Here is a 24120-nt window from a genome sequence, read left to right as displayed (position 1 = left end):
GATGGCGCCCTGAACCCCAAGCTCCAGAGCCAGCCGGAGACGCCTCATGTCAGAGCAGAAATTCCGTCTCGTCACCCGCAGCGATTTCGACGGCCTCGTCTGCGCCGTGCTGCTGAAGAGATTGGATCTGATCGACGAGATCAAGTTCGTCCACCCCAAGGACATGCAGGACGGCAAGGTCGAGATCGACGCCAGGGACATCACGACCAACCTGCCCTATGTGGACGGCGTCCATCTTGCCTTCGACCACCATGCCTCCGAAACCCTGAGGGTCGGCCAGCGCGACAACCACGTCATCGACCCGGACGCCCCCTCCGCGGCTCGGGTCGTCTGGCGCCACTATGGCGGGCACGACACCTTCCCCAGCGACTGGGACGAGATGATGGAGGCAGTGGACAAGGGCGACTCGGCCCAGTTCGATCGCGACGAGGTGCTGAACCCCAAGGGCTGGGTGCTGCTGAACTTCCTGATGGACGCCCGGACCGGACTCGGCCGCTTCCGCGAGTTCCGCATCTCCAACTACAACCTCATGATGGATCTCATCGACTACTGCAAGAACCACGGTATCGACGACATCCTGGCCCTCCCCGACGTCAAGGAGCGGGTCGACCTCTATTTCGAGCAGGAGGCCAAGTTCAAGGAACAGATCCAGCGCTGCGCCCAGGTGCACGGCAACCTGGTGGTGCTGGACCTGCGCGACGAGGAAACCATCTGGGCGGGCAACCGATTCATGATCTATGCCCTCTACCCCCAGTGCAATATTTCCATCCACGTGCTCTGGGGCCTGAAACAGCAGAACACCGTCTTCGCCACCGGCAAGTCGATCTTCGACCGCAGCTCCAAGACCGACATCGGCGAGCTCATGCTCCAGTACGGCGGCGGCGGCCATCATGCGGCGGGCACCTGCCAGGTCGAGAACGACCGGGCCGAGCAGGTGCTCGGCGAACTGATCGAGCGGATCAATGCGGACGGCTGAATCCCCCTATCTAGAGAATCGGTCCGCACAGCGGACCCTACAGCCCAGCCCTCGGTAGGGTCCGCTACGCGGACCAGACCTCGGGCATCTGAGTTCAGACCACCCCAGGCAGTTTCACTCGCACCCTGAGGCCGCCCTCCGGGGCGCTATCGAAGCAGAGCTCGCCACCGTAGGCGTCGACCACGTCGCGCACGATGGCGAGCCCGAGCCCGGATCCGTCCTTGCGCTCGTCCAGGCGCAGTCCGCGCCGACCCAGCAGAGAGATCTGATCCTCCGCCACCCCGGGGCCGTCGTCGCCGACCTCGATCTCCACCCAGGCGCCCCGCACCTCGACCCGCACCCGCACCCGCGCGGACGCCCATTTGGCGGCGTTCTCCAGCAGATTACCGAGCAGCTCCATCAGGTCGTCCGGCATGAGCGCGGCCATGACCGGGGCCGAGGACTCCTGCCGCCACTCCAGACGCTCGCCGTTCGGGGTCCGTTCGAGCGTCCGCACCAACCGGCCTATCGCCGCCACCACCTCGACCCGCGCCTGATGGCTCGAGGAGCCCGAGCGTACCCGGGCGCGGATCAGCTCGCGCTCGACCCGTCGGCGCATGGATTCGGCCAGCTGCTCCAGGTCCCCGGCCAGCTCGGGATTGCCCGACGCGCGCAAACGCTGGGCGTCGGCGACGAGTGCGCTCAGCGGGGTCTTGAGGCCATGGGCCAGATCCGCGGTCCAGGCCCGCGCGCGCTCGACCGCCTGGGCGCGGGCGGCGAGCAGCGCGTTGACCTCGGCGACCAGGGGCATGACCTCGCCCGGATAGGCGTCTGCCAGCTGGGACGACTCCCCAGAGCGGATGCTTCCCAAGCCGCGTCTCACCGACTCCAGGGGGGCCAGACCGGTCTGGACCTGAACGAAGGTGGCCAGCGTCAGGACCAGGGCGATGAGCCCCAGATAAGGCAGCATGTCGGCGGCGAAATCGTTGCGCGCCGACACCAGTTCGGCACGTTCGATCCCGACCGCCAGCCGCAGCTGCGTCTGGGTCCCGGTCGCCGAGAGCAGGATGCGCCGCTCGCGCACCAGCAATGGACGGCCGTCCGGACCCGGCAGCTGGTGGGCATGCACCCCGCCCGGCTCCAGATCGTCGTCCGGCAGCCGGATGACGGCGTCCCAGAGCGAGCGCGAGCGCAGCAGCCCCGGCTGGTCCGGCTCGTCGATCTGCCAGTAGAGCCCGCTCAAGGGCTGGTCGAAACGCGGATCGGAGGGTTCGCGGCTCAGGTCGACCTCTCCTTCCTCGGTCATGGACACGGCGGCGGCCAGCTGATTGAGCTGGACCCGGAGCTCCTCGCCGATACGCCGCTCGACATGGCGCTCGAAGAGCGTGATCAACCCCATCCCGGCGACCAGGAGCGCGACCCCGATCGAGAAGAGCGCGCCGGTCCAGAGACGGACCCGCAGCGAGCGCCGGCTCATTCGCCGTCCGGCTCCACCAGATAGCCGAAGCCGCGCCGGGTCTGGATCAGATCCGCGCCCAGCTTGCGGCGCACCCGCCCGACGAGCACCTCGACCGCGTTGGAGTCGCGCTCGAAGTCCTGGGCGTAGAGCTGTTCGGTGAGTTCGAGCTGCGACACCACCCGGCCGGCGTGCTGCATCAGATAGCTGACCAGGCGGTATTCCTGGGGCGAGAGATGAATGGGGACCCCGTCCAGGCTGAGCGACATGCGCCGCGTGTCGAGGATGGCGCAACCGATCTCGATCAGGGCGCTCGCCTGCCCGGCCGAGCGGCGGATCAGGGCGCGCAGCCTGGCCTGGAGCTCCTCCATGCGGAAGGGCTTGGGCAGATAGTCGTCCGCGCCGGCATCGATGCCCTCGACCCGCTCGCTCCAGTCGCCCCGCGCGGTGAGGATGAGCACCGGCATGCGCTGACCGGCCGCGCGCCATCGGCGCAGGACCGAGAGTCCGTCCATGCTGGGCAGCCCCAGATCCAGAACGACGGCCGCGTAATTCTCGGTATCGCCCTTGAACCAGGCGTCCTCGCCGTCGCGCGAACGCTCGACGACGAAGCCGCCCGCCTCCAGCGCGGCCGCAACCGCATCGCCGACCCGGTCGTCGTCCTCCACCAGAAGTACCCGCATCAGTTTTTCCCCATCGGATCAGTCTTCCTCGACCTTCAGCACCTCGGCGGTCGCGCCATCGACCAGCACCTCCAGCAGACGGCCGTCGGGGGCGATGATCTTGAGCTCGTAGAGCCAGCGCGGCGGGCCATGCCCATGGGTGCGCTCGAACTCGACCTCGACCAGCTCGCCGGGAACCTGGGCCGCGACCGAGTCGATGATCTCGGCGATCGGGCGTACCTCGCCCCGTCTCAGGGCATGACGCGCACGCTCGTGATCGTGTCCGTCCTCCTCGTCCCAATGGCGGCCATGACGACCCGCTTGGGCCGGCAGACAGAACGCCAGAACCAGAAAGCCGCAGATCAGACGGCGTCGAACGAGGGATGGGACCTTCATTGTGGCGAATGCGCTCATGCCGGTCATTGTGCCTCCAGGCCAGCTGACAGATCGCTGACAAGGGCGCACAGCATTCGGTCAGGGCCGGTCGGATAGTCTGCACATCGAGGTCGCGACACCGAGGCGACCGGATTCTTGCAGAGAACGACAGCCCAATCCAAGGGCACCGAGGAGAGTGTAGACATGCGCACAGACACCATGACCGTCGAGGGACCGAAGGCCGAGGCAATCCCTGGGAATCGGGTGCGGGTATGGGATCCGCTGGTTCGGATCTTCCATTGGTCCCTGGTCGCAGGCTTCGCCACCGCCTATCTGGTGGAGGACGAGATACTCGCCCTCCACGTCTGGGCCGGATACCTGGTCCTGGGACTGGTCGGGGTCCGGGTCCTCTGGGGATTCGTCGGAACCCGTCACGCCCGCTTCACCGACTTCGTCCGCAGCCCCCGCGCGATCCTGAACTATCTGAGAGACGCGCTGCGATGGCGTGCGCCCCGCTACCTGGGACACAACCCGGCCGGCGGAGCCATGGTGGTCGCGCTGCTGCTCTCGGTCGCGGCGACCGGCGTCAGCGGACTGGCCCTGTTCGGGGCCCAGGAATTCGCCGGCCCCATGGCCGAGCTCATGCGAGGCGTCTCGAACGCCACCGCGCACGACCTCGAAGAGGTGCACGAGTTCTTCGCCAATCTCACCCTCGTCCTGATCCTGGCGCATCTGGCCGGAGTCCTCTTCTCCAGCCTGGAGCACGAGGAAAACCTCGTCCTTTCCATGATCGACGGAATCAAGCGTTCAACCGATACAGACGGAGACAAGACCCAATGAGCAACCCGCCATCCACCAGAGGACTCCTGATCGCGCTCGTCGCCGCAGGGACCCTGTCCGCACCAGGGCTGCCAATGGCCGCCGACCCGGCCGCCGGCGCCGCGGCCTGGATCCAGGAGCACCCGGCCTCGGACGGCACTGACCAGCGCAGTTGCGCGACCTGCCACGGCACCGACCTGACCCAACCGGGGCGCCACGCCAAGACCGGAAAGGCCATCGATCCCATGGCGCCCTCGGTCAACCCGCAGCGTCTGACCGACGAGAAGAAGATCGCCAAATGGCTGCTGCGCAACTGCCGATGGACGCTCGGGCGCGAATGCACCGAGACCGAGAAGGCCGACTTCATCGCCTACATCGAGACCCAATGAGGCCAACCCCATGCAATCCAAAACGAACGAGAGAGACATGAAGCCACCCAAGATCGCACTGCTGATCGCGCTCGGTATGGTTACGCTCGGCGGTGCCGGCCTGGCCATCAGCGACGACGATGACCGGGACGGCCATCGTGGAGGCCACCACCACGAACGCCACGATGGATGGTTCGGGACGCGGACGGACATCGCGCCCATCACCAATCAGGTCTATGCTGAGGAATGCGGATCCTGTCACATGGCCTATCAGCCCGGACTGCTTCCCGCACAGTCATGGGCGCAGATCGTCAATCCGGCCGCACTGGCCAATCACTATGGCGACGATGCCTCCTTGTCCGACCAGATGGTGCTCGACATCGGCAGCTATCTGACCCGAAACGCCGCCGACACCAGCGGCCGGACCCGATCGCAGGCCTTCTCCATCGACTCGACCGACACCGCCGTCAATCAGTCGGACACCTTGCCGCGCATCACCCAAACCGCCTATTTCCTGCGCAAGCACGACGAGATACCGTCCAGAATGGTCGAGGCCAACCCGGATGTCGGGAGCTTCAGCCAATGCAACAGCTGTCATCGCGGTGCCGCAGAAGGCGACTATAACGAACACAGGGTCAGCATTCCCAACTTCGGACGTTGGGAGGATTGAGGAGACTGCCAGCGAGTGGTTCGGGGAGGTTTTCGCTTCCGAATCGCCTCGATCCCAAGTCTATAGTGGACGCGAGGCTCGATACTCGACCGGCCGACGCCTCGAAGCCGGCAGCTGAATACGCCGAACCATAAGATGTCAACGAACCTGGGGGCCGATACTGAGATGCTAGAGTCAGCTCGACCCCATGCAGGCCGCGGCCGATATGGCCGCGGTCAAACCAGACCGGAGAGACCGATCATGAAACGAACGACTCGCACACTCCTGCTGTCCACCGCCATCGCCGCGACCTGCTACGCACTGCCCGGCATGGCACAGCCCCAGAACATGCCGGGCGGCCCCATGAACTTCGGCGGCTTCGACCGCAACGGCGACGGCATGGTCACGTCTCAGGAGTTCGAAGCCGCGCGGGCCGAGCGCATGGCAGCGATGGCCGCGGCCGGCGCACCCATGCGCGGAGCGGCGAGCGCTCCGAGCTTCGCCGATTTCGATGCCAATGGCGACGGACGCATGACCCCGGACGAGTTCGCCGCAGGTCGTCAGGCACGCATGCAGAACCGCCCCGGCATGGGCATGGGCATGGGTCCTGGATACGGCCAAGGGCAAGGTGGCGGCATGGGTCCCGGCTATGGACGCGGACCCGGTGCCGGAATGGGCCCGGGCTACGGTCGAGGCATGGGGATGGGACGCAATATGCCCAGCTTCGGCACATTCGACCTGAACCACGACGGCAGCCTCACCGAAAAGGAGTTCTACGAAGCCCGAGCCAACCGCATCGCCCAGCGCTCCCAGCAGGGCTACCCGATGCGCAATCTGACCAACGCGCCCGAGTTCGGGGCGCTCGACCTGAACGGTGACGGCAAAGTCGACCCGCGCGAGTTCGCCGCCGCCCAGGCCGAGCATCGTCGTCAGATGATGCAGCGGCGGATGGTGCCTCAGAACCAATACTGACAGACCGCCATCGGCCGGTCGCGTCCATGGCGCGACCGGCCCGATTCCTCGGGTCCGCTCCACTGCTCTTCCATGGTGACTGCCTCCAAAAGTGTCGTCCGGGATCGCTATGTCGCTGGATCCTTCCAGTGTCCAACCTCATCGAACAGGTTTTGGCTTACGTCAAGAAATCGGCAAAGACTGCAACCGGGATGACGAAATTTCTTGTTGTACGCTCCTCTTCGCGCATAGAGTCTTAGTGAAACGCTGATTTATTGCGTTAGCCGTTACGGGCCGAGGATGGCCGGAAGATCCCCGGAGAGAGAGCACCATCTATGCGAACAACAGGGGTTATGAGCGACCGCGACAGCGAGTCCAGGCTCACAGGGCCGGCGCCCGCATTGGCCGCCGGATGGCTACTGATCCTCTCGGGGCTTGCCCCGAATCTGGCTTGCGCCGAATCCGAGACGGTCGACAACCAAGGCTGCCTACGCTGTCACCAGATGGCGACGCTCGCCTACCGGGATCCGGGAACGGGCGAGATCGTCGACCTATCCATCGCACCCATGGCGCTGTCGCATTCGGCGCATGGAAAACTGGCCTGCTCCGACTGTCACTCGGCGGACTTCGACCGCTACCCCCATCCGAAACGGCTGAAGGAGGAGACCCTGTCCTGCGTCGGCTGTCACGAGGACCAGGACGACGCGGACCAGCGCCTCTACCGCTTCGAGACCATCGACGAGGAGTTCGAGCGGAGCGTCCATGCCACCTCGGACCATCCCAAGGCCGCAGGCTTCAGCTGTCACAGCTGCCACGACCCGCACGCATTCCGCAATTCGAGGGTCGGCGAGGAGATCCGCCAGATCGTCCATGACGACAATGCCATCTGTCTCTCCTGCCACAAGAAGGTCCAGGACCCGCTGCGCGACCCGCACGCCTGGCTGCCGAAGCGCGAGAAGCACCGCGAGTCCGTGCGCTGTCTCGACTGTCACACCCCGCTCACGGAGGCAGGCCAGCCCGTCTCGCACCGGATCCTGGCCGCCGAGGACAGCAACCGCGACTGCGTCAACTGCCATTCCAAGGAACCGCAGCTCCTCAACCGGCTTTACCAGTACCGATCCGAGGAGGATCTGGCCAGCAAGGGCTGGGTGTCGAAGGCCGTCTTCAACGAGGCCTATGTCGTCGGCATGAGCCGCAGCCCGCTGATCGACCGTCTGGCCCTGGCCGTCATCGGCATCACGGTGCTGGTTCTGGGCGCCCACGGCTATGGACGCTATCGCGCCTACCGGCGTGAGCAGGAGGACCAAGCATGAGCCAGCTCTATCTCTATCCGCTCTGGGTGCGCGTCTGGCACTGGGTCAATGCGGCCATCTTCCTGGTGCTCATGTACACGGGCGCGAGCATGCACTTCAACGGCGCCGGCTGGCTCATGGAGTTCCAAACCGCCATCACGGTCCACAACACCGCCGGCATCCTGCTGACAGTCGGCTGGATCGGCTTCATCCTCGGCAACCTGACGACGAGCAACGGACGCCACTATCATGTCCAGCTGAAGGGGTTCATCGGGCGGCTGACCGCACAGAGCCTCTATTACGGCTACGGCATCTTCAGGAACGCCCCGCACCCCTTCCATCCGAGCGCCGAGGCCAAGCTCAACACGCTGCAGCAGATCACCTACATCGGGGTCATGTATCTGCTGATGCCGCTCCTGGTCCTCAGCGGCTGGGCCTTCCTCTTCTCGGTCTATCTGCCCGAGACGCTGTTCGGCATCGGCAGCGTCTGGGTGGTGGCCATCGCGCACCTCACGCTCGCCTATCTGCTGGTGCTCTTCCTGCTGGTCCACCTCTACGTCATCACCACGGGCGAGACGCCGATGACCAACATGAAGGCCATGCTCAGCGGCTGGCACCGGGATTCGCATCAGGACACGGAGGCATAGACGCCCGACTCCCGGGCCGACCGGGAGACGGGGTCTCGGCTGGAATCATCAAGAGTGACGACCATGAAACCGATCCAGAATCTGCTCTCCACACCCGCCGGACGTCGACTCCTGATCGCGGTGCTCGTGCTGATCGGGCTGACGCTGGCCTACAAGCTGCTCTACCCCCTGATGTTCGAGTCCTATGTCGGCAAGACCAACGCCCCGCTGACCTACGACAGCAGCAAGCGGCTCACCGATGCCGAGTTCGAGGCGCTGGCCGCGGATCTCTCCAGGGAGGCGCGCTATCGCAAGGCCGCCTCCATCGTCTCGACCGACCAGGAACCGTTCGCCCGCCAGGTCAAGATCGAGATGCTCATGGGCACGGACTCGGTGGTGCGCGACAGCGAGCCGTCGCACATCAAGTATTTCCGCGATGCCGGCATCCGCCGCTACGAGGGTCCGGACACCTGCCTCACCTGTCACGCGACCATCAAGATCGACCATCCGGACGGCACGGTCGCGACCGTCGGCACGCTCGAGGACATCGTCGACTCGGTGCACTTCAAGTTCCAGAGCGACTCGGGCGGCTTCTCCACCTACGGCTACGACGGACGCCAGGTCAACAGCGGCCCGCACAAGATCCCGGTCGGCAAGATCGACCGCGCCTGCGGCATCCCCGGCAGCTTCACCTGGACCGGCTGGGCCGCGCTGGTCGAGGCCCGCCCCGAGCACGCCCCCGAGGGCGAGGTCCAGCTGCGCAGCGAGGGCTGCGGCCAGTGCCACATCGGCGGCAACTACCAGCCCGCGACCGAGAAGATGATGCCGATCGGCGACGTGCCCAACGAGGCCAAGGAAGGGATCGACTGTCTCATCTGTCACTCGACCCGGTACGACATGAACCAGCGGGTCGTCATCCGCGACGCGAACGGTCTGCGCTGGGACCAGGACCGCAGCATGCGCGCCGCCCTGACCGTGGGTCCGATCCGCTCCGAGAACTGTCTGCGCTGCCACCAGCACAACATGGGCGGCGACGTCTATCTGCACAACGCCGCGGCCCAGGAGATCGGATACGCCCACCAGCGCATCCTCCACCGCGGGGCCAAGCGCGGCAATCCGTTCAGTCCGCACGACGACGCCCATGCCGCCGCCGGCCTGCAGTGCACCGACTGCCACCGCCCCTCCGGCCACAAGATCCCGCGCGGCCGCATGGGCGTGGATCTGGTCGCCAACGACCTGCCGGGTCAGGAGGTCTCCTGCGAGAGCTGTCATTCGCAGGCACCGCACAACAACTCGGAGCACAAGGCCCTGCTGAACGGACACATCGCCCGCCTGGCCTGCGAGACCTGCCACATCGAGGAGCTCCAGCCGACCAACGTGGTCCTGCGCGACTGGGTCCACCCGACCTGGAACGCCGAGGAAGGCATCTGGGAGCCGACCGACGTCTATCTCTCCGGCGAGCCCGGCAAGGGCTTCACCTTCCTCTGGTTCAACGGCAACGGGACCTTCCTGGCCAACGCCCTGGGCAACAACCCGAACAAATCGGACGCCTACGACCCCTTGATGCAGCAGATCGCCCGGATCGACGACCCCGAGATCGTCGCCGCCGTGCGCGCCAAGGCCATCGAGCTGAAGGAGCGGTATCCGGAGATCGACGTCGACCGCTACGTGGAGATGGCGACGAATCCGCTGTCGCAGTTGTCACCCGAGTTGCTGGAGAAACGCGAGCGGATGATCCAGTCCAACCTGCGCTCCGCCATGAACCAGGGCGAGAGCCGGATCTATCCCTTCAAGCGCTTCAACGCCATGATGTACGAGGACATGTCGAACCAGGGACCCTTCGGGGCCATGATTCTGCCCTTCGACTACAAGACCTATTACGAGACAGGCGACTCCAGGGCCGCGGTGGTCAAGGCGGTGCAGGACCCCATCGTCCGGCGCATGTATCAGGAGCCCTTCAAGCTCTACATGATGGACGAATTCATGGCCTATTTCGGCGTCACCGACGGCTGGCAGACACTCTATCCCGTCGTCGACGGCAAGCTGGTCAACGTCGAACCGCACTGGATGCGCCAGATGGGCACACTCATGGTGAACCACGGCATCCAGGGCTCGGGGCGCGACTGCACCGACTGCCACTCCCCCGACGGCATCATGGACTTCTCAAAGCTGGGCTACACGCCCGAGCGTGCGGCCGAGCTCGAGGACGTCGACATCGCCGAGCAGCTGACCTCGGACGAGATGAGTGCACAGGCCACACCCAGCGACTAGAAGGACGAGGCACTCAACCGGCGGCGCCCGCGGTCAGGGATCGGATCGCCTCAGTGGTCGCGCGAAGAACGGCGTCGCGACGGGCACCGTCCGCGCTCGGGCTTCCGCAGACCAGCCTGCAGACCCAGTCCGTCGGCGACTCGAAATCGCAATGATTCGCCCCGGCGATGCGCTGAACGCTCGCATCCGGCGCCGCCGCATAGACGGCGAGACCGTTTCCCCGCGCATTGCAGGCGGATGGTTCGCCGAACAGGCCGATCAGCGGTCGATCCATCCCCCTGGCCATGAGCCGACCGACGCCATCGGCATCGACCAGATCCAGGGCCACCACACCCAGCGCACGCGGATCGTTGCGGCCGGCGACCAATGCCGCCAGGGCACCCGCCGAGAATCCGGCATAGACCCGACGTCTCGCCCCCAAGGCATCCGCCAGGGCCATCATGTCGAAACCGTTCTGGACATGACCGCCATCCCAGGGGCGGGCATTGCAGAAATCGAGCGCCGCAACGGTCAATCCGGTCTCGGCCAGCGACTCGGCCAGCCCGGTCATCCGCTCGCGGTCGCGCATGAAGCCGTGCCCCAGGAGCACCAGATCGCCGGACCGGGCCGAAGCGGGACGATAGAGGCTGTAGTCCAAGCGGCAGCCGGTTCGGGACCGGACCGCACCCGTCTCGACCCGAATCCCTGCGGCTCCGGACCTCACGGACCATCCCTCTCGATCGGCCGGACTCGGCTCCGGATCCACCTGAACAGCGGGGCCGAAACAACCCGCCATCGCCAGACAAGCGATCGAGACCGCTGTAAACTTAGATTGACATGGAAGTGTCAGACGTATCTGACAGAATCTGAATCTCATCACAGTCTAATGCCCTCGGGGCTCGACGGCATGGAAAGCCAGACTCACCAACGCCATCTATGCCGGTTGATCGAGATACGGTCTTGGCCACCAGCGTGATGGGCGCCGAGCCCCTTGAAGACCCAGAAACCGAATCGCCAGGAACCAGCACGACCGATTCCAATTCAAACGTCTGACGCGTGGATGAGGCGCCCCGACCCTATCGGATCGGCGCGGCGCGATCCGCGAATGCCAGAACCGAGCTCACATGAGGTATTACGAAATGGACTCCGCAACCACTCCCGCCGCCGGCCCAGCCAAGCCTGGCGCCTCGTCTCTCCCCAACGCCATCGAGGCCGACAGCCATGACTTCGTCTGCCAGACGGCGGGCCGAATCCATTACTACGTCGACGACAAGGCGGCCGGCCGCCCGCTGGTCCTGATCCATAGCGTGAATGCCGCACCCAGCGCATTCGAGATGAGACCGCTGTTCGACCACTTCCGCTCGCAGCGCCCGGTCTATGCGCTCGATCTGCCTGGTTTCGGACGCGCCGACCGCAGCAAGCGCCGCTACTCGCCCGAGCTCTACGCCGCGGCCATCACGGAGTTCCTCGAAGGCGTCGTCAAGACGCCCTGCGACCTGGCGGCCTTCTCGCTCGGCTGCGAGTTCGCCGCCCGCGTGGCCGCGAACAAGCCGGATCTGGTCGCATCCCTGGCCCTGATCTCGCCCACCGGCTTCAACATCCGAGGTCTTCCCACCGGAGCGGCGGCCGAGCGCGCCTACAAGTTCCTCAGCATCCCGGGCCTCAACGACGGTCTCTACGGTCTTCTGACCACGCGCCCCAGCATTCGCTTCTTCTACAATCAGGCCTTCGTGGGCCCGATCCCGCCGGGACTCGTCGACTACGCCTATGCGACCACGCACCAGCCGGGCGCCAAGTACGCCCCGCTCTATTTCCTGTCGGGCCAGCTCTTCACACCCAAGGCCACGGAGACGCTCTACGACACGCTGACCCAGCCCGTCCTGGTGGTCTACGACAAGGATCCCAACATCGACTTCCACGAGCTGCCGGACTTCCTCGGCCGTCATCCGAAATGGCGCGCCGAGCGCGTCGGCCCGACCCGCGGGCTGCCGCAATGGGAGAAACCTGCCGAAACCGCCGACGCCATCGCACGTTTTTGGGCCTCGCTCCGCTAAACTCAAACGCCGACTTCCCATCAGGCCTCGCCATGGCCGTGCCGTCACCATTGCGAACGGCACGGCCGTGCCGGGCACCCATCATCCTGCCGTCACCGCCCACTCATGCTGCAACCCCTCAAAGTCCTCGAGCAACTCAAGGCTCGTCTACGCGAGGCCGTCGCCCAGCTCCCGCTCGATCGCGACGCGGGACATGCCTCGGTCATCCTCGAGCTCCCACATGGCCTGAGCCACGCCCCTGACATCCCGGGTCCGAGATTCCTCTTCGCCCACAGCCACCGCGGCGACCTGCGGGCCGGCTACGGAATCGCCGGTGAATGGCGCGCCGAGGGGCCCGAGCGGCTCGAGGTCCTGCGCGCCAAGGCACGCGCGGTGACCGCCGACTGGCAGCACCTCGACCCGGACGAGACGGGGTTCTCGGGATTCGGCATGCTCGGCCTCGCCGCCTCCCCGGCCCCATCGCAACCGGGCGACGACGACCTGCCCAACGCCATCTTCTGGCTACCGGAACTGGGGCTCGCCTCGCACGGCGGTCAGGCGGCCCTGGTCCTCACCACGGCCCTGCCCTCGACGCTCGATGCACTTCTGACCCGCTGGGAGCCGCTGCTCGACCGCGTGGTGCCCCTGCTCGAGGTCCCGGCCCAGGATCCGCTGACACCGGCCCACCTGGACCCGGGCGACAGCACGCCCGACCAGGATGCGTGGCGCGATCTGGTCCTGTCCGCGCTCGACGAGATCGAACAGGACAGGGTCGAAAAGCTCGTGCTCTGGCGCCGCCTGCGACTGCAGGGCCACAGACGCTTCGACCTGATCCGATTGAACGCCGCGCTCGCCTATCTCTTCCCCTCCTGCCAGGTGGTGAACGTCCGGCTCCACGGCGCCAGCTTCGTCGCCGCCACACCCGAGCGTCTCTTCACCCAGCGCCGCGACCGGGTCGAGGCCGACGCACTCGCAGGCACCGCCTGCCGCGCCGAGGACGCCGACCGGGACGCCGAGATCACCCGCGACCTGCAGCACTGCGAGAAGAATCTGCGCGAGCAGCGCGTGGTCGCCGACGCGGTCTCCGAGGCGCTCACCCATTGCTGCAGCCAGGTGGAACCGCCGGACGGCCCGCGCATCATGCAGCTCAACAATGCCCAGCATCTCTGGAGCGTCATCCGCGGTCAGCTGCATCCCGGCGTGGACGTCTTCCGTCTCGCCGATCTGCTGCACCCGACGCCGGCGACCAACGGCCAGCCGCGACAGAGGGCGCACGACTGGCTGCGCGCCCACGAGCCACTGGAGCGCGGCTGGTACACCGGCACGGCCGGCATCGTCGAACCGGACCTGACCGGCGAACTCTGGGTCTTGCTGCGCTGCGCCCGGATCGACGACCGCGTGGCCGATCTCTTCGCCGGCGCCGGGATCGTCGCCGGCTCCGACCCCATCGCCGAATGGCAGGAGACGGGCCACAAGCTCGCCGCCATGTCGACCGCGCTCCAGTTCGCCTGAGCCGGCATGAGCGACACAGCGGACCTCGGCTGCCGCAATCTGCGCTGGGCGCTGGCCCTGCTCGACGGACTGGCGGAGGGCGGCCTGCGCCGCCTGGTCGTCTCGCCCGGCTCGCGCTCGACCCCATTGGTGCTGGCCGGGCAGCATCACCCGGCGATCGAGATCCAGGTCGTCCTCGACGAACGCAGCGCAGCCTTCTTCGCCCTCGGCCTGGCCCGAGCGTCCGACCGCCCGGTCGGGCTGGTCTGCACCTCGGGGAGCGCGCTCGGTCATTGGATGCCGGCGGTCATGGAGGCCTCCCAGTCCGAGATCCCGCTGATCCTGCTCTCGGCCGACCGACCGCCCGAACTGCGCGGCTGGGGTGCCAACCAGACGCTCGACCAGTCCCGTCTGTTCGGCGGCTATGCGCGCGAGTTCCACGACCCAGGCCCGGCCGAGGAAGGATCCGCGGCGCTCAAGACGATCCGCGCGCTCGGCACCCGGGCCGTCGCCGTGAGCCAGGCCAGCTGGCCCGGCCCGGTGCACATCAACCTGCCCTTTCGCGAGCCGCTGGTCCCGCGCGCGGACTGCGAGCCCTTGAGGCTGGCGATCCCGGCCTGTTCCTCTCCATGCGCCGAGCCGGAATCGGACATTCCCATCCCCAAGTCCGTCCGGGAGATGGCATCGCACCTGACCGGGCGCGGCCTCATCTGCTGCGGTCCGGGCATCTGGTCGCGACAGGCGGCCGAGGCGCTCTGGCGCTGCGCCGAGCGGCTCGGCGTCCCGGTGCTCTGCGACCCGCTCTCGGGTCTGCGCTTCGGTCCAGGCCCAGAGCACCGCATCGCCCGTTACGACAGCCTGCTGCGCGACCCGGCGACCGCCGAGACCCTGAGGCCGGACTGGGTGCTGCGGTTCGGACGCGTCCCCGTCTCCAAGACGCTGCTGACCTGGCTGACCGATCTTCCGACCTATCTGGTCGACCCGGGGGCCGGATGGAGCGACCCCAATCACGACGTCAGACGGCGCGTGCAGGCCGATCCGGGCGCCGTCTGCCGCAGGATCGCCGACTCGGATCCTTCGCCCGCCGACAGCGGCTGGCTGGCGGCCTGGATCCGAGCGGAGACGGATCTCGACGCCTCGATCGACGCCTATCTGGCCAAATCGCCCTGGTGCGAGGCGCAGCTGATCCGCGATCTGCTGGCGGCCCTGCCGAGCGGAGAAGGCCTGCTGTGCGCCAACTCCATGCCGATCCGTCAGATCGACACCTGGTCGGGCACCCGCCCCGCCCCCCTGCATCTGTTCGGCAATCGCGGCACCAGCGGGATCGACGGCCAGACCTCGACCCTCGCCGGTCTCAACGCCGGAGGCGTTCCGACCACCGCCCTGCTGGGCGACCTCTCCTTCCTCCACGACCTGAGCGGACTCCCGCTGCTGCGAGGACTCGACCGTCCCTGCATCCTCATCAATAATGGCGGAGGGCGGATCTTCGACTACCTGCCCCAGCACGGACTCCCCGACTTCGAGCGTCTCTGGCGGACCCCGATCGATGTCGACCTGGCATCCCTGACCCGATCCTTCGGCATCGTCCATCGGCTGGTCGAGGATGCCGAGGGCTTCCGCCAGGCGCTGTCCCGGTCCATGGCCGGCGATGAGGACGAGGCCGGGATCATCGAGGTCCGGCTCGACGGCGACCTCAGCCGACGCATCCACCGCGACTTCTGGTCGCGCATCTCGGGTTGACGACGGAGGAGAGCGAATCATGACCATGGCACAGCCACTCGACCACCTGACGCCCCAGGACTACCTGGACTGGGAGCGCCAGCAGGAGACGCGGCACGAATACGTCAACGGCGAGATCCACGCCATGACGGGGGCGAGCCGTCGGCACAACCTGATCTGCGTGAACATCGCCGCCAGTCTCCACGCCCAGATGCGCGGCAGACCCTGCGAGGTCTACAGCAACGACATGCGCGTCAAGGTCTCCGAAACCGGCATGTACACCTACCCGGACATCGTGGTGGCCTGCGGCGAGCCCAGCTTCGAGGACGCCCATATCGACACACTGCTCGACCCGGTGCTGATCGTCGAGGTCCTGTCCGAATCGACCGAGGGCTACGATCGCGGCGCCAAGTTCATGCATTACCGCAATCTGGCATCGCTGCGCGACTATCTGCTGGTCGCCCAGGACAGCAATCGGATCGAGCACTATGGACGCCAGGATGGCAACCGCTGGCTGCTGACCGAATACAATTCGCTGGACGCACGCGTCGTCCCGACCGGAATCGATGGCGTCCTCCTCCTGAGCGACGTCTACGAGCGGGTCGAGTTCGGCGCCGATCACAAACAGGCGGGCGACTGAGATCGTCCGCATTCCGCTTCACCAATCGACGAGGTTTTTTCGGTGGAATCAGATCAGATGCAGCGAACCGGGGATCGGACCGGCTCGGACCAGGCGCCCATCCAGTGGGAGAGCCACCCGGATTGCAGCTATGAGGACATCCTCTACCATCGCGCCGAGGGGATCGCCAAGATCACCATCAACCGGCCCGAGGTGCGCAACGCCTTCCGCCCCCAGACGGTCCGCGAGCTGATCGACGCCTTCCACCGGGCGCACATGGACCCGCAGATCGGGGTCATCGTCCTCACCGGGGCCGGCGACCTGGCCTTCTGCTCGGGCGGCGACCAGCGGATCCGCGGCCATGAGGGCTACAGGGACGAGGCCGGGGTCGAACACCTCAACGTCCTGGAGCTGCAGCGCCAGATCCGCACCCTGCCCAAACCCGTGGTCGCCATGGTCGCCGGCTATGCGATCGGCGGCGGCCACGTGCTGCACCTCATCTGCGACCTGACCATCGCCGCCGACAACGCCCGCTTCGGCCAGACCGGCCCCAAGGTCGGCAGCTTCGACGGCGGATTCGGCGCCGGTCTCATGGCCCGCACCGTGGGACTCAAGAAGGCCAAGGAGATCTGGTTCCTCTGCCGCCAGTACGACGCCCAGGAGGCGCTCGACATGGGTCTGGTCAACACCGTCGTCCCGCTCGCCGAGCTGGAGGCGGTCACGGTCGACTGGTGCCGCCAGATGAACCGGCTCTCGCCGACCGCGCTGCGGGTGCTCAAGTCCGCCTTCAACGCCGACACCGACGGTCTCGCCGGCATCCAGGAGCTGGCCGGAAACGCCACCGCGCTCTTCTACACCACCACCGAGGGTCAGGAGGGCCGCAACGCCTTCCTCGAAAGACGCCAGCCCGATTTCGGCAAGTTCCCGAGACGTCCCTGACGAAAGACCGACCGAACCGCAAAGCGACACAGTTGCTTCGCGGTTCAAACCAACATTCCAGTCGACGCATCATGACCCATACCCAAGAGGCCAGCCTGTCTGGCCAAGCCCCACACATGCCGCCTCTGCCGGCCCGCTGGATCGCGGCAGCGCGCCCCAAGACGCTACCGCTGACGGTCACCCCGGTCGTGGCGGGCATCGCGCTCGCGGTCGCCGAGACCGGATCGCTGTCCCCATGGATCGCGCTCTGCACCCTCCTGGGGGCGGTGGCGATCCAGATCGGGACCAACCTCTACAACGACGCATCCGACTTCGAGCGCGGAACGGACACCGAGGACCGGGTCGGCCCGGCGCGCGCGACGGCCCAGGGCTGGTTCAGCGCCCGTCAGGTTAAGATGGCGGCGCACCTCATGTTCGCCCTCGCCTTCCTGCTCGGGCTCGTCCTGCTGATGCACGGCGGCTGGCCGATCCTCGCGGTCGGGCTCGCCTCGCTCGTCGCCGGCTACGCCTATACGGGCGGTCCGCGTCCGATCGCCTACGGACCCTACGGAGAAATCTTCGTGCTCATCTTCTTCGGCCTGGCGGCCGTCGGCGGCACCTACTATCTCCAGACCCTCGACTTCGGCAGAACGCCGCTGCTCGCCGGATTCGCCCTGGGCCTGCCGGCGGCGGCCGTCCTCCTGGTGAACAACTACCGCGATCTGGAAACCGACCGCGCAGGCGGACGCCGCACCCTCTGTCACTATCTCGAGCGTCCGCGCGCCCGGCTGCTCTACACGGCCTTCCTGCTGCTTCCGATCCCCATTCTCCTCACGGCCGGTCTGCCCGGGGCGGGCTGGCCGCTGCTGGCCGCGCTGCCCCTGGCCGCCATACTGAGCGCGAAGCTCTTCCGGGGGGCGAGCGGCGAGGCGCTCAACGTCCAGCTCGCCCAGACCGCGCTCTACCAAGGCGCGCTGGTCGTGCTCATGATCATCGGGTTCCTGATCGCTTGATACCTGAAACGATCGAACGCGTCCGGATCCAGGCCTACGACCTGCCGCTGAGGCGCCCCTGGTCGAGCGCCAGGGGCGGATTCGATCGCCGCTGCGGCTGGCTGGTCAGGCTCGAATCCGAGGGTGTCGCCGGCTTCGGCGACTGTGCCCCGCTGCCTGCCGCAGGCACGGAGACTGCGCGGACGGCCGCTCGAACGCTCGATCGGGTCCAAGCCTCGGCGCTCGCGCCCTCGACGGCCCGACCGCTGGACGACCTCGACGCCGAACTGAATCGCTCCCCCTCGGTCCGTTACGCGCTCGATTGCGCCCTCGCCGACCTGTCGAGCCGTCTCGCCGGGGTTCCGCTCGCGCGCCATCTGTCCCCGTCTCCCGCCGAGCGGATCGCGGTCAATGCCATGCTGGGACCTCTCGACGAGATCGCGCCCGAGGATCTCGCCAGGGCCGGCCGGCAAGGCTTCCAGGTCGTCAAGCTCAAGGTGGGACTGAGACCCTTGGACGAGGAGATCCAGCGTCTGACCCAATGCGCGCGTCACCTGCCTCCCGGCATCCGTCTGCGGCTCGACGCCAACGGCGCCTGGAACGCCGAGGAGGCGAAACGGCTGGTCGATGCGATCGTCGAGCTCCCGATCGAATCGGTCGAGGAACCGCTGCGCGATCCGGTCCCGGAGACCCTGGCCGCGCTCCAGGCACGCGTGCCCTTTCCGCTGGCGCGCGACGAGTCCATCCAGGGACTGGGTCCGGACCTGGATCCGGCCGCGCTCGGGGTCCGACGGCTCGTGGTCAAGCCGGCCGCGCTCGGCGGCCTGGATCGCACCCTGGCACTCGCGCATCGGGCCGACAGGGCCGGCATCGAGCTGGTCGTCACCAGTCTGGTCGAAAGCGCGGCCGGTCTCTGGCCGACCGTCCAGCTCGCCGCCGCGATCGGAGGCAACATTCCCCACGGGCTTGCGACCGCCGACTGGCTGGCCGAGGATCTGGGCCGGCCGCCCCGCCCGCGGGACGGCTGGATCCGGCGGCCCACGAGCCCCGGATCCGGATTCATCGCCGACCGCCCATGAGCCCGCCGCTCGACCCAGCCATCTGGCCCAGTCTGCGACTGGCGCTGCATATCGCCTTCTTCATGGCGATCTTCTTCCTGCTCAAACAGATCCTCGAGCTGCGCGAGATGGCTCAGCTGCGTCATCTCGCCCGTCCCAAGGGCGCCTTTCGCATCCCCCTGGTCATGATCGCCATCGCCTTCGGCGCCCTGCTGATCTACCAGGCGAGCTGGCAGCTGACCGGCATGCTGCGGCCCCAGTTCATCGCCTTCATGCAACTGCACGACCGGCGCGAGTTCAACCCGGCCCACTGGATCCGGCGCGGCCGCATCCTCGACCGCAACGGCGAGGTCCTGGCCTACAGCGAGGAGATCCAGGGCAAGGTCTATCGGCTCTATCCAGACGGCCCGGTCTTCTCGCCGGTGGTCGGATACAGCCAGCCCAGGTTCGGATCGACCGGGATGGAGGCGGTGGCGAACGTCCATCTGAACGGCGGCGCGCCGGCCGACCTGAGCGGCTGGGGCGAGCTGGGACGCCAGATCGTCGGGGGCGGACAGGGTCCGCGCGGCCAGGATCTGCGCCTGACCCTGGACGCCGATCTGCAGCGGATGGCCGTCGCGCGCATCGGCGAGCGGCGCGGGGCGATCCTGCTCATGGACCCGAACGACGGGGACATCCTGGTCCTGGCCAGCGTGCCTTCCTACGACCCCAACCGCATCTCATCCGATCTCTTCATGAGCCAGGACCCGAGCGCGCCACTGCTCAACCGCGTCACCCAGGGTCTCTATCCGCCCGGTTCCACCTTCAAGATCGCAGTCGCCGCCATGGCGCTGGAGCGCGGCTTCGACGAGCGCATCGACTGCCCGGCGGACGGTTACACCACCTCGTCGCGCTATCCCAAGATCCGCGATCACGAGTATTACAGCGCGCTCGAGCACGGATCGCGCTGGAAGGGGCACGGACGCATCGACATGAGACGCGCGCTTTCGCGTTCGTCCAACGTCTTCTTCGCCAAGCTCGGCGTGATCGAGGGACACGACGCCTTCCGCGCGCTCGGCGAGCGGATGCTGATGAACCGTCAGATCACACTGCATCGCACGCCCTATGGCACCTATGCCATGCGAACCGGCCGGATGCCGAGGCTCTCGGACAGGGATCTCTACGGACTGGCGCAGCTCGCGATCGGACAGGGCAAACTGCTGGTGACACCGGCCTACATGGGACTGCTGACGGCGGCCGTGGCCCGGCAGGGGATCGCCGTCAGACCCAGGCTCCTCGACAGGGATCCGCCCCAGGGCGTGGCGCGCTTCATGAGCGCCGACACGGCGAACCGGCTCGCGGACATGATGCGCACGGTCGTCGCCGAGGGCACGGCGCGCGGCATCGACACCCCGGATCTATCGATCGCCGGCAAGACCGGCACGGCCCAGAACCCACAGGGGGCATCGCACAGCTGGTTCGTCGGCTTCGCCCCGACCCAGCGGCCGACGCTCGCGATCGCCGTTCTGGTCGAGGAGGGTGGCTACGGCTCGGCGGTCGCCGCGCCCATCGCCCGCGACCTGCTGCTGGCGGCGCATGCCAAGGGCGATTGAATGACGATCGAACCGCAAAGACGCCAGGAACGCTGAGACGAGATGCAACCGAAGCCCCATTCGCGACCCAGAACGGATTCGCTGGCCGATGCCTGGCTCGCGCGCTGGCCCGAGCGCCAGATCCTGGTCTGGAGCGCGCTCACCGTCGGGCTCGGATTCCTGATGGTCATCGGCTCCGGATATGCCGACGGACGTCCCACGGATCCGCGCGCGCTGCTGCCGCTGGGCCTCTATGCCCTCTCACTCGCGATCATGCATCTGATCCTGGTGAGCGCACGCTTCCAGGGGGATCAGATCCTGGTCGGCACCCTGGCCTTCCTCGCCGGCTTCGGTCTGCTGGCCCAATACCGCATGGGCGGCATCCGGCTCGAGGATCTCTCCACGCCCGACCTCTATCTGCTTCCCGGAGGGGTACTGACCATGCTGGCGGTCGGTCTGGCGCTGATGCGGGGCCGCTTCGAGCGGCTCGCCGACTGGACCTGGGCGTGGGCGGGAATCTCGCTGGTTCTGGTCGCCCTGCTGCTGGTCTTCGGCCATCGCTACCGCGGCGCCGTCTATGGTGCGGGGCTCGTCACCCCGACCGAACTGCTCAAGGTGACCGTGGTGCTCTTCCTGGCCGGTTTCATCGATCGTCACGGCCGGCGGCTGGGCAACTGGGGCAAGGCCGCCGTTCCGATCCCCCCGCTGCGCGCACTGCTGCCCCTGGCCCTGTTCTGGATCCTGCTGGCCGGGCTGCTCCTACTGCAGCGCGACCTGGGACTCTTCGTCGTCCTCAGCGTGACGCTGCTGCTGATGCTCTTCGTCGGGACCGGCAGGCGTGGATACCTGATACTGGGCGCCCTGCTCGCCTCGGCTGCCGGCTATCTGATCCTGGAGATCTTCGCGCACGGCCAACGGCGCATCGCGGCCTGGCTGTCGCCCTTCGAGGACCCCACCGGAAACAGCTGGCAGATCCTGCAGGGGCTGTCGGGCATGTACTCGGGCGGGCTCTGGGGCGAGGGTTTCGGCGAGGGTCACCCGGAATACACCCCGATCGCCCAGTCCGACTTCATCTACGCCGTGATCGGCGAGGAGCTCGGCTTCGTCGGCTGCACCCTACTGCTGATCTTCTTCCTCATCCTGTTCGGCCGCATGCTCGAAATCGCCGACCGAACCCGGTCGAACTTCGGCAGGCTACTCTGTGTCGGTCTCACCAGCGTACTCGTCATCCAGACCTTTCTGAACCTCGGCGGCGTCACCAAGTTCATCCCCTTGACAGGGATCACCCTGCCCTTCATCAGCCATGGCGGAAGCAGCCTGGTCACGGGGTTCGTCAGCCTCGGGCTGATCCTGGCGATCTCCGAGAGGTCGCCCGCTCGACGGCAAGGCGCTCAATCGCCTCGCACACCGACCGGCAGACTCCGAGCCGCCCGCGAAACGCGACCGGACCAAGCCAAAAGGGCGAGGAAAAGGTGAATGGGCGGATAGACGCCGATGCACGATGCCCGAGCGGCGCAGAGTCCGCTCGAACATCGAGAGAACCTCAGTCCCGCAGATAGATCTCGACCCGACGGTTCAGGCTACGCCCCCGCGAGGTTGCGTTGTCCGCGATCGGACGTTCGGAACCCAGCCCGTCGGCGACGATGCGGTCCGCATCCACACCGCGCTCGACCAAGGCATCGCGCACCGCCTCGGCCCGTTTCAGGGACAGCTCGCGGTTCAACGCCGAGCCACCACTGCTGTCGGTATGCCCCTCCACGCGCACGCTCAGCTCCGAATGCCGTGCGAGCAGCTTGGCGATGCGATTGAGACTGGGCAAGTCGCCGGAAGGAAGCTGCGACTGGCCGGGCGGGAAGCGCAGCTCGCTTTCGGGCAGTCGGACCAGAACGCCTTGAGCGGTATAGGTCCCGCCCAGATCGGCGTAGCTGGCGGAGAGTTCGCGCAGCTTGGCGAGCTTGGCCTCGGCCTCTAGACGCACCTCGGCGCCCTGTCCCTTCATCTGCTGGCGCACCTCGGCCAGGGTCTCCTCGAGCGCGGCGATCCGGCCCTGGGCCTGGGCCAGTCGCTTGGCCGCGGTTTCGTCGACCTTGACGTCCGCGGACCTGGCCTGCTCCAGCTCGGTCTCGAGCCGTGCCAGCTTCTCGCGAGCCGCCTGCAAGGCATCCTGGTCTCCGCTCTGCAGGTCGGCGACCTTGGCCCTTTCCTGCTCCAGATCCGTTTCGAGCGACGCGACCTTGGCCTGCGCCTCATCCAGACGCTGGGCCATGACCTGATCGGCCTCGTCCAGACTCACCCGGGCCTGATCGAGCTCCTGGGTGGAAGCGGCGAGCTTGGCCTTGGCCTCCTCGAGAGAGGTCTGGAGCGCGGCGATCGCCGCCTCGTGCTGCCCCTGAAGCGCGGCCCGGACCTTACGCTCTGCCGCCAGCCGCTGATTCAGATCCTCGAGCTCGGCGGCCGGCGCCTCGTCCGCGGCACCGGACTGGGCCGGCTCCCGAGCCGATGCCAAATCGGCTTTGGCGCCTTCGAGCTCGTCCTGGGTCTGCTCCAGCCTCGCCTGGGCCTCGGCCAGCTGCTCGCGGGTTGCCTCGTGCTCGGCGGCGAGCGATTCCAGCTTGGCGTTGGCCTCATCCAGTTGCTGGGTCAGCCCCTGCAGATCGGCCCCATCCACATCGCCCTCCGGCTTCGGCAGAACGCCGACCTCCTGAGCCGCCCGCACCAGGGTCTCGTCCATCGGCGTGGTACGCGCCAGGTTGACCCGCTCGTTCAGGTGACGCTCCAGTTCGGCGATCTTGGCCTGATGCTCCTCGGCGGTCTTGGCGATGGCCTGATCGACCTTGTCGAGATCGTTCTTGAGCGAGATCGCGCGCTCATGCGCCGCCTCGTACAGCTTCTCCAATTCGGCATTGGCCGCCTCGAGCGACTGCTTCTCGCCCTCGACCTGCTCCAACTTCCGGCGAGCGGCATCCAGCTCGACCAGATGATCCGAATTGGAACCATCGATGGCCAGCTCGAGCTGCGCCTTCTCCTGCTTCAGCGCATCGATCCGTCCGGCCAGCCGGTCCAGCTCGGCTTGATGCTGCTCCTTCAGCGACTGGATCTGACTGCGAATGGACTTCTGCTCCGCCTCGGATTGCAGACGCCGCTCATCCGCATCATGGACGGCGGAGCGCGATTGGTCGATCAGCGCATCCCTTTCGACGATCTCGGCCTTGAGCCGATCGCCGTACCAGTCGTACAGCGAATAGACCCCGGCCAGGGCGAGAAACAGAAAAACGGCGATGAGTTTCCAGAACGAATCGCTGGAGTCGGACATCGT

The 24120-nt window shown here is 66.9% G+C and carries 22 protein-coding genes; 17 read left to right on the top strand and 5 right to left on the bottom strand.

The window, feature by feature from the left end:
- Positions 1-46: 46 nt before the first annotated feature.
- The gene (locus tag D779_RS08745) at positions 47-976 is read left to right on the top strand and encodes an exopolyphosphatase (protein ID WP_043752588.1); all 930 of its coding nucleotides are present in this window, start codon (positions 47-49) and stop codon (positions 974-976) included.
- 94 nt (positions 977-1070) lie between these two features.
- Here the strand turns inward: D779_RS08745 and D779_RS08740 are convergent, their stop codons facing one another.
- From D779_RS08740 to D779_RS08730, 3 genes are read right to left on the bottom strand one after another with little or no spacing between them, the layout of a single operon-like run.
- Positions 1071-2432, bottom strand: a complete 1362-nt coding sequence (locus tag D779_RS08740) for a sensor histidine kinase (RefSeq protein WP_043752585.1) — start codon at positions 2430-2432, stop codon at positions 1071-1073.
- Complete coding sequence (locus D779_RS08735; RefSeq protein WP_043752579.1) at positions 2429-3094, bottom strand: response regulator transcription factor; 666 nt, start codon at positions 3092-3094, stop codon at positions 2429-2431. The genes D779_RS08740 and D779_RS08735 overlap by 4 nt, the downstream gene beginning before the upstream one ends.
- A gap of 18 nt (positions 3095-3112) precedes the next feature.
- On the bottom strand, positions 3113-3469 hold the full coding sequence (locus D779_RS08730) for a PepSY domain-containing protein (protein WP_043752576.1): 357 nt from the start codon (positions 3467-3469) through the stop codon (positions 3113-3115).
- A gap of 183 nt (positions 3470-3652) precedes the next feature.
- On the opposite strand from D779_RS08730, the gene D779_RS08725 reads away from it, so the two are divergent.
- From D779_RS08725 to D779_RS08695, 7 genes are all read left to right on the top strand, one after another.
- Positions 3653-4288: a cytochrome b/b6 domain-containing protein gene (locus tag D779_RS08725; protein ID WP_052347980.1), complete on the top strand. Its 636-nt coding sequence runs from the start codon at positions 3653-3655 to the stop codon at positions 4286-4288.
- Positions 4285-4656: a DUF1924 domain-containing protein gene (locus D779_RS08720; protein ID WP_052347979.1), complete on the top strand. Its 372-nt coding sequence runs from the start codon at positions 4285-4287 to the stop codon at positions 4654-4656. Before D779_RS08725 ends, D779_RS08720 begins: the two co-directional genes overlap by 4 nt.
- A 37-nt stretch (positions 4657-4693) precedes the next feature.
- Positions 4694-5305, top strand: coding sequence for a diheme cytochrome c (locus D779_RS08715; RefSeq protein ID WP_043752573.1), 612 nt, complete (start codon positions 4694-4696; stop codon positions 5303-5305).
- A 240-nt stretch (positions 5306-5545) separates the two neighbouring features.
- Positions 5546-6256 carry an EF-hand domain-containing protein gene (locus tag D779_RS08710; protein WP_043752569.1) on the top strand — a complete coding sequence of 237 codons (711 nt, stop codon included), beginning with the start codon at positions 5546-5548 and terminating at the stop codon, positions 6254-6256.
- Positions 6257-6588: 332 nt separating this feature from the next.
- A complete protein-coding gene (locus tag D779_RS08705) occupies positions 6589-7548 on the top strand; it encodes a cytochrome c3 family protein (RefSeq protein ID WP_043752566.1) in 960 nt (319 codons plus the stop codon).
- The gene (locus D779_RS08700; RefSeq protein WP_043752564.1) at positions 7545-8174 is read left to right on the top strand and encodes a cytochrome b/b6 domain-containing protein; all 630 of its coding nucleotides are present in this window, start codon (positions 7545-7547) and stop codon (positions 8172-8174) included. Before D779_RS08705 ends, D779_RS08700 begins: the two co-directional genes overlap by 4 nt.
- A 63-nt stretch (positions 8175-8237) precedes the next feature.
- Positions 8238-10424, top strand: coding sequence for a nitrite reductase (locus D779_RS08695; protein WP_043752561.1), 2187 nt, complete (start codon positions 8238-8240; stop codon positions 10422-10424).
- 13 nt (positions 10425-10437) lie between these two features.
- On the opposite strand, the gene D779_RS08690 is transcribed toward D779_RS08695, so the two are convergent.
- Positions 10438-11127 carry an alpha/beta fold hydrolase gene (locus D779_RS08690; RefSeq protein WP_232424130.1) on the bottom strand — a complete coding sequence of 230 codons (690 nt, stop codon included), beginning with the start codon at positions 11125-11127 and terminating at the stop codon, positions 10438-10440.
- A gap of 415 nt (positions 11128-11542) precedes the next feature.
- On the opposite strand from D779_RS08690, the gene D779_RS08685 reads away from it, so the two are divergent.
- From D779_RS08685 to D779_RS08645, 9 genes are all read left to right on the top strand, one after another.
- Positions 11543-12457, top strand: a complete 915-nt coding sequence (locus tag D779_RS08685; RefSeq protein WP_043752708.1) for an alpha/beta fold hydrolase — start codon at positions 11543-11545, stop codon at positions 12455-12457.
- A 105-nt stretch (positions 12458-12562) separates the two neighbouring features.
- The gene (locus D779_RS08680; protein ID WP_043752558.1) at positions 12563-13948 is read left to right on the top strand and encodes an isochorismate synthase; all 1386 of its coding nucleotides are present in this window, start codon (positions 12563-12565) and stop codon (positions 13946-13948) included.
- Between the two features lie 6 nt (positions 13949-13954).
- Positions 13955-15667 (top strand): 2-succinyl-5-enolpyruvyl-6-hydroxy-3-cyclohexene-1-carboxylic-acid synthase, encoded by a 1713-nt coding sequence (gene menD / locus D779_RS08675; protein ID WP_043752555.1) that lies wholly within the window; start codon positions 13955-13957, stop codon positions 15665-15667.
- 19 nt (positions 15668-15686) lie between these two features.
- Positions 15687-16286, top strand: coding sequence for a Uma2 family endonuclease (locus D779_RS08670; RefSeq protein WP_043752552.1), 600 nt, complete (start codon positions 15687-15689; stop codon positions 16284-16286).
- 57 nt (positions 16287-16343) lie between these two features.
- Complete coding sequence (gene menB, locus D779_RS08665) at positions 16344-17204, top strand: 1,4-dihydroxy-2-naphthoyl-CoA synthase (RefSeq protein WP_052347977.1); 861 nt, start codon at positions 16344-16346, stop codon at positions 17202-17204.
- Positions 17205-17275: 71 nt separating this feature from the next.
- Entirely contained in the window at positions 17276-18196 is a 921-nt protein-coding gene (locus tag D779_RS08660; protein ID WP_081763411.1) for a 1,4-dihydroxy-2-naphthoate polyprenyltransferase, read from the top strand.
- Positions 18193-19254, top strand: coding sequence for an o-succinylbenzoate synthase (menC, locus tag D779_RS08655; protein ID WP_232424129.1), 1062 nt, complete (start codon positions 18193-18195; stop codon positions 19252-19254). Before D779_RS08660 ends, menC begins: the two co-directional genes overlap by 4 nt.
- The gene (locus D779_RS08650) at positions 19251-20825 is read left to right on the top strand and encodes a peptidoglycan D,D-transpeptidase FtsI family protein (RefSeq protein WP_043752551.1); all 1575 of its coding nucleotides are present in this window, start codon (positions 19251-19253) and stop codon (positions 20823-20825) included. The genes menC and D779_RS08650 overlap by 4 nt, the downstream gene beginning before the upstream one ends.
- Before the next feature lie 42 nt (positions 20826-20867).
- Complete coding sequence (locus tag D779_RS08645; protein WP_052347976.1) at positions 20868-22280, top strand: FtsW/RodA/SpoVE family cell cycle protein; 1413 nt, start codon at positions 20868-20870, stop codon at positions 22278-22280.
- A gap of 67 nt (positions 22281-22347) precedes the next feature.
- Here D779_RS08645 and D779_RS23120 read toward each other — a convergent pair whose 3' ends face one another.
- Complete coding sequence (locus D779_RS23120) at positions 22348-24117, bottom strand: OmpA family protein (RefSeq protein ID WP_043752548.1); 1770 nt, start codon at positions 24115-24117, stop codon at positions 22348-22350.
- Between the last annotated feature and the right edge of the window lie 3 nt (positions 24118-24120).

This window comes from Imhoffiella purpurea (assembly GCF_000585215.1).
GTDB lineage: Bacteria > Pseudomonadota > Gammaproteobacteria > Chromatiales > Chromatiaceae > Imhoffiella > Imhoffiella purpurea.
This window is presented reverse-complemented; position numbering and strand designations above follow the sequence as displayed.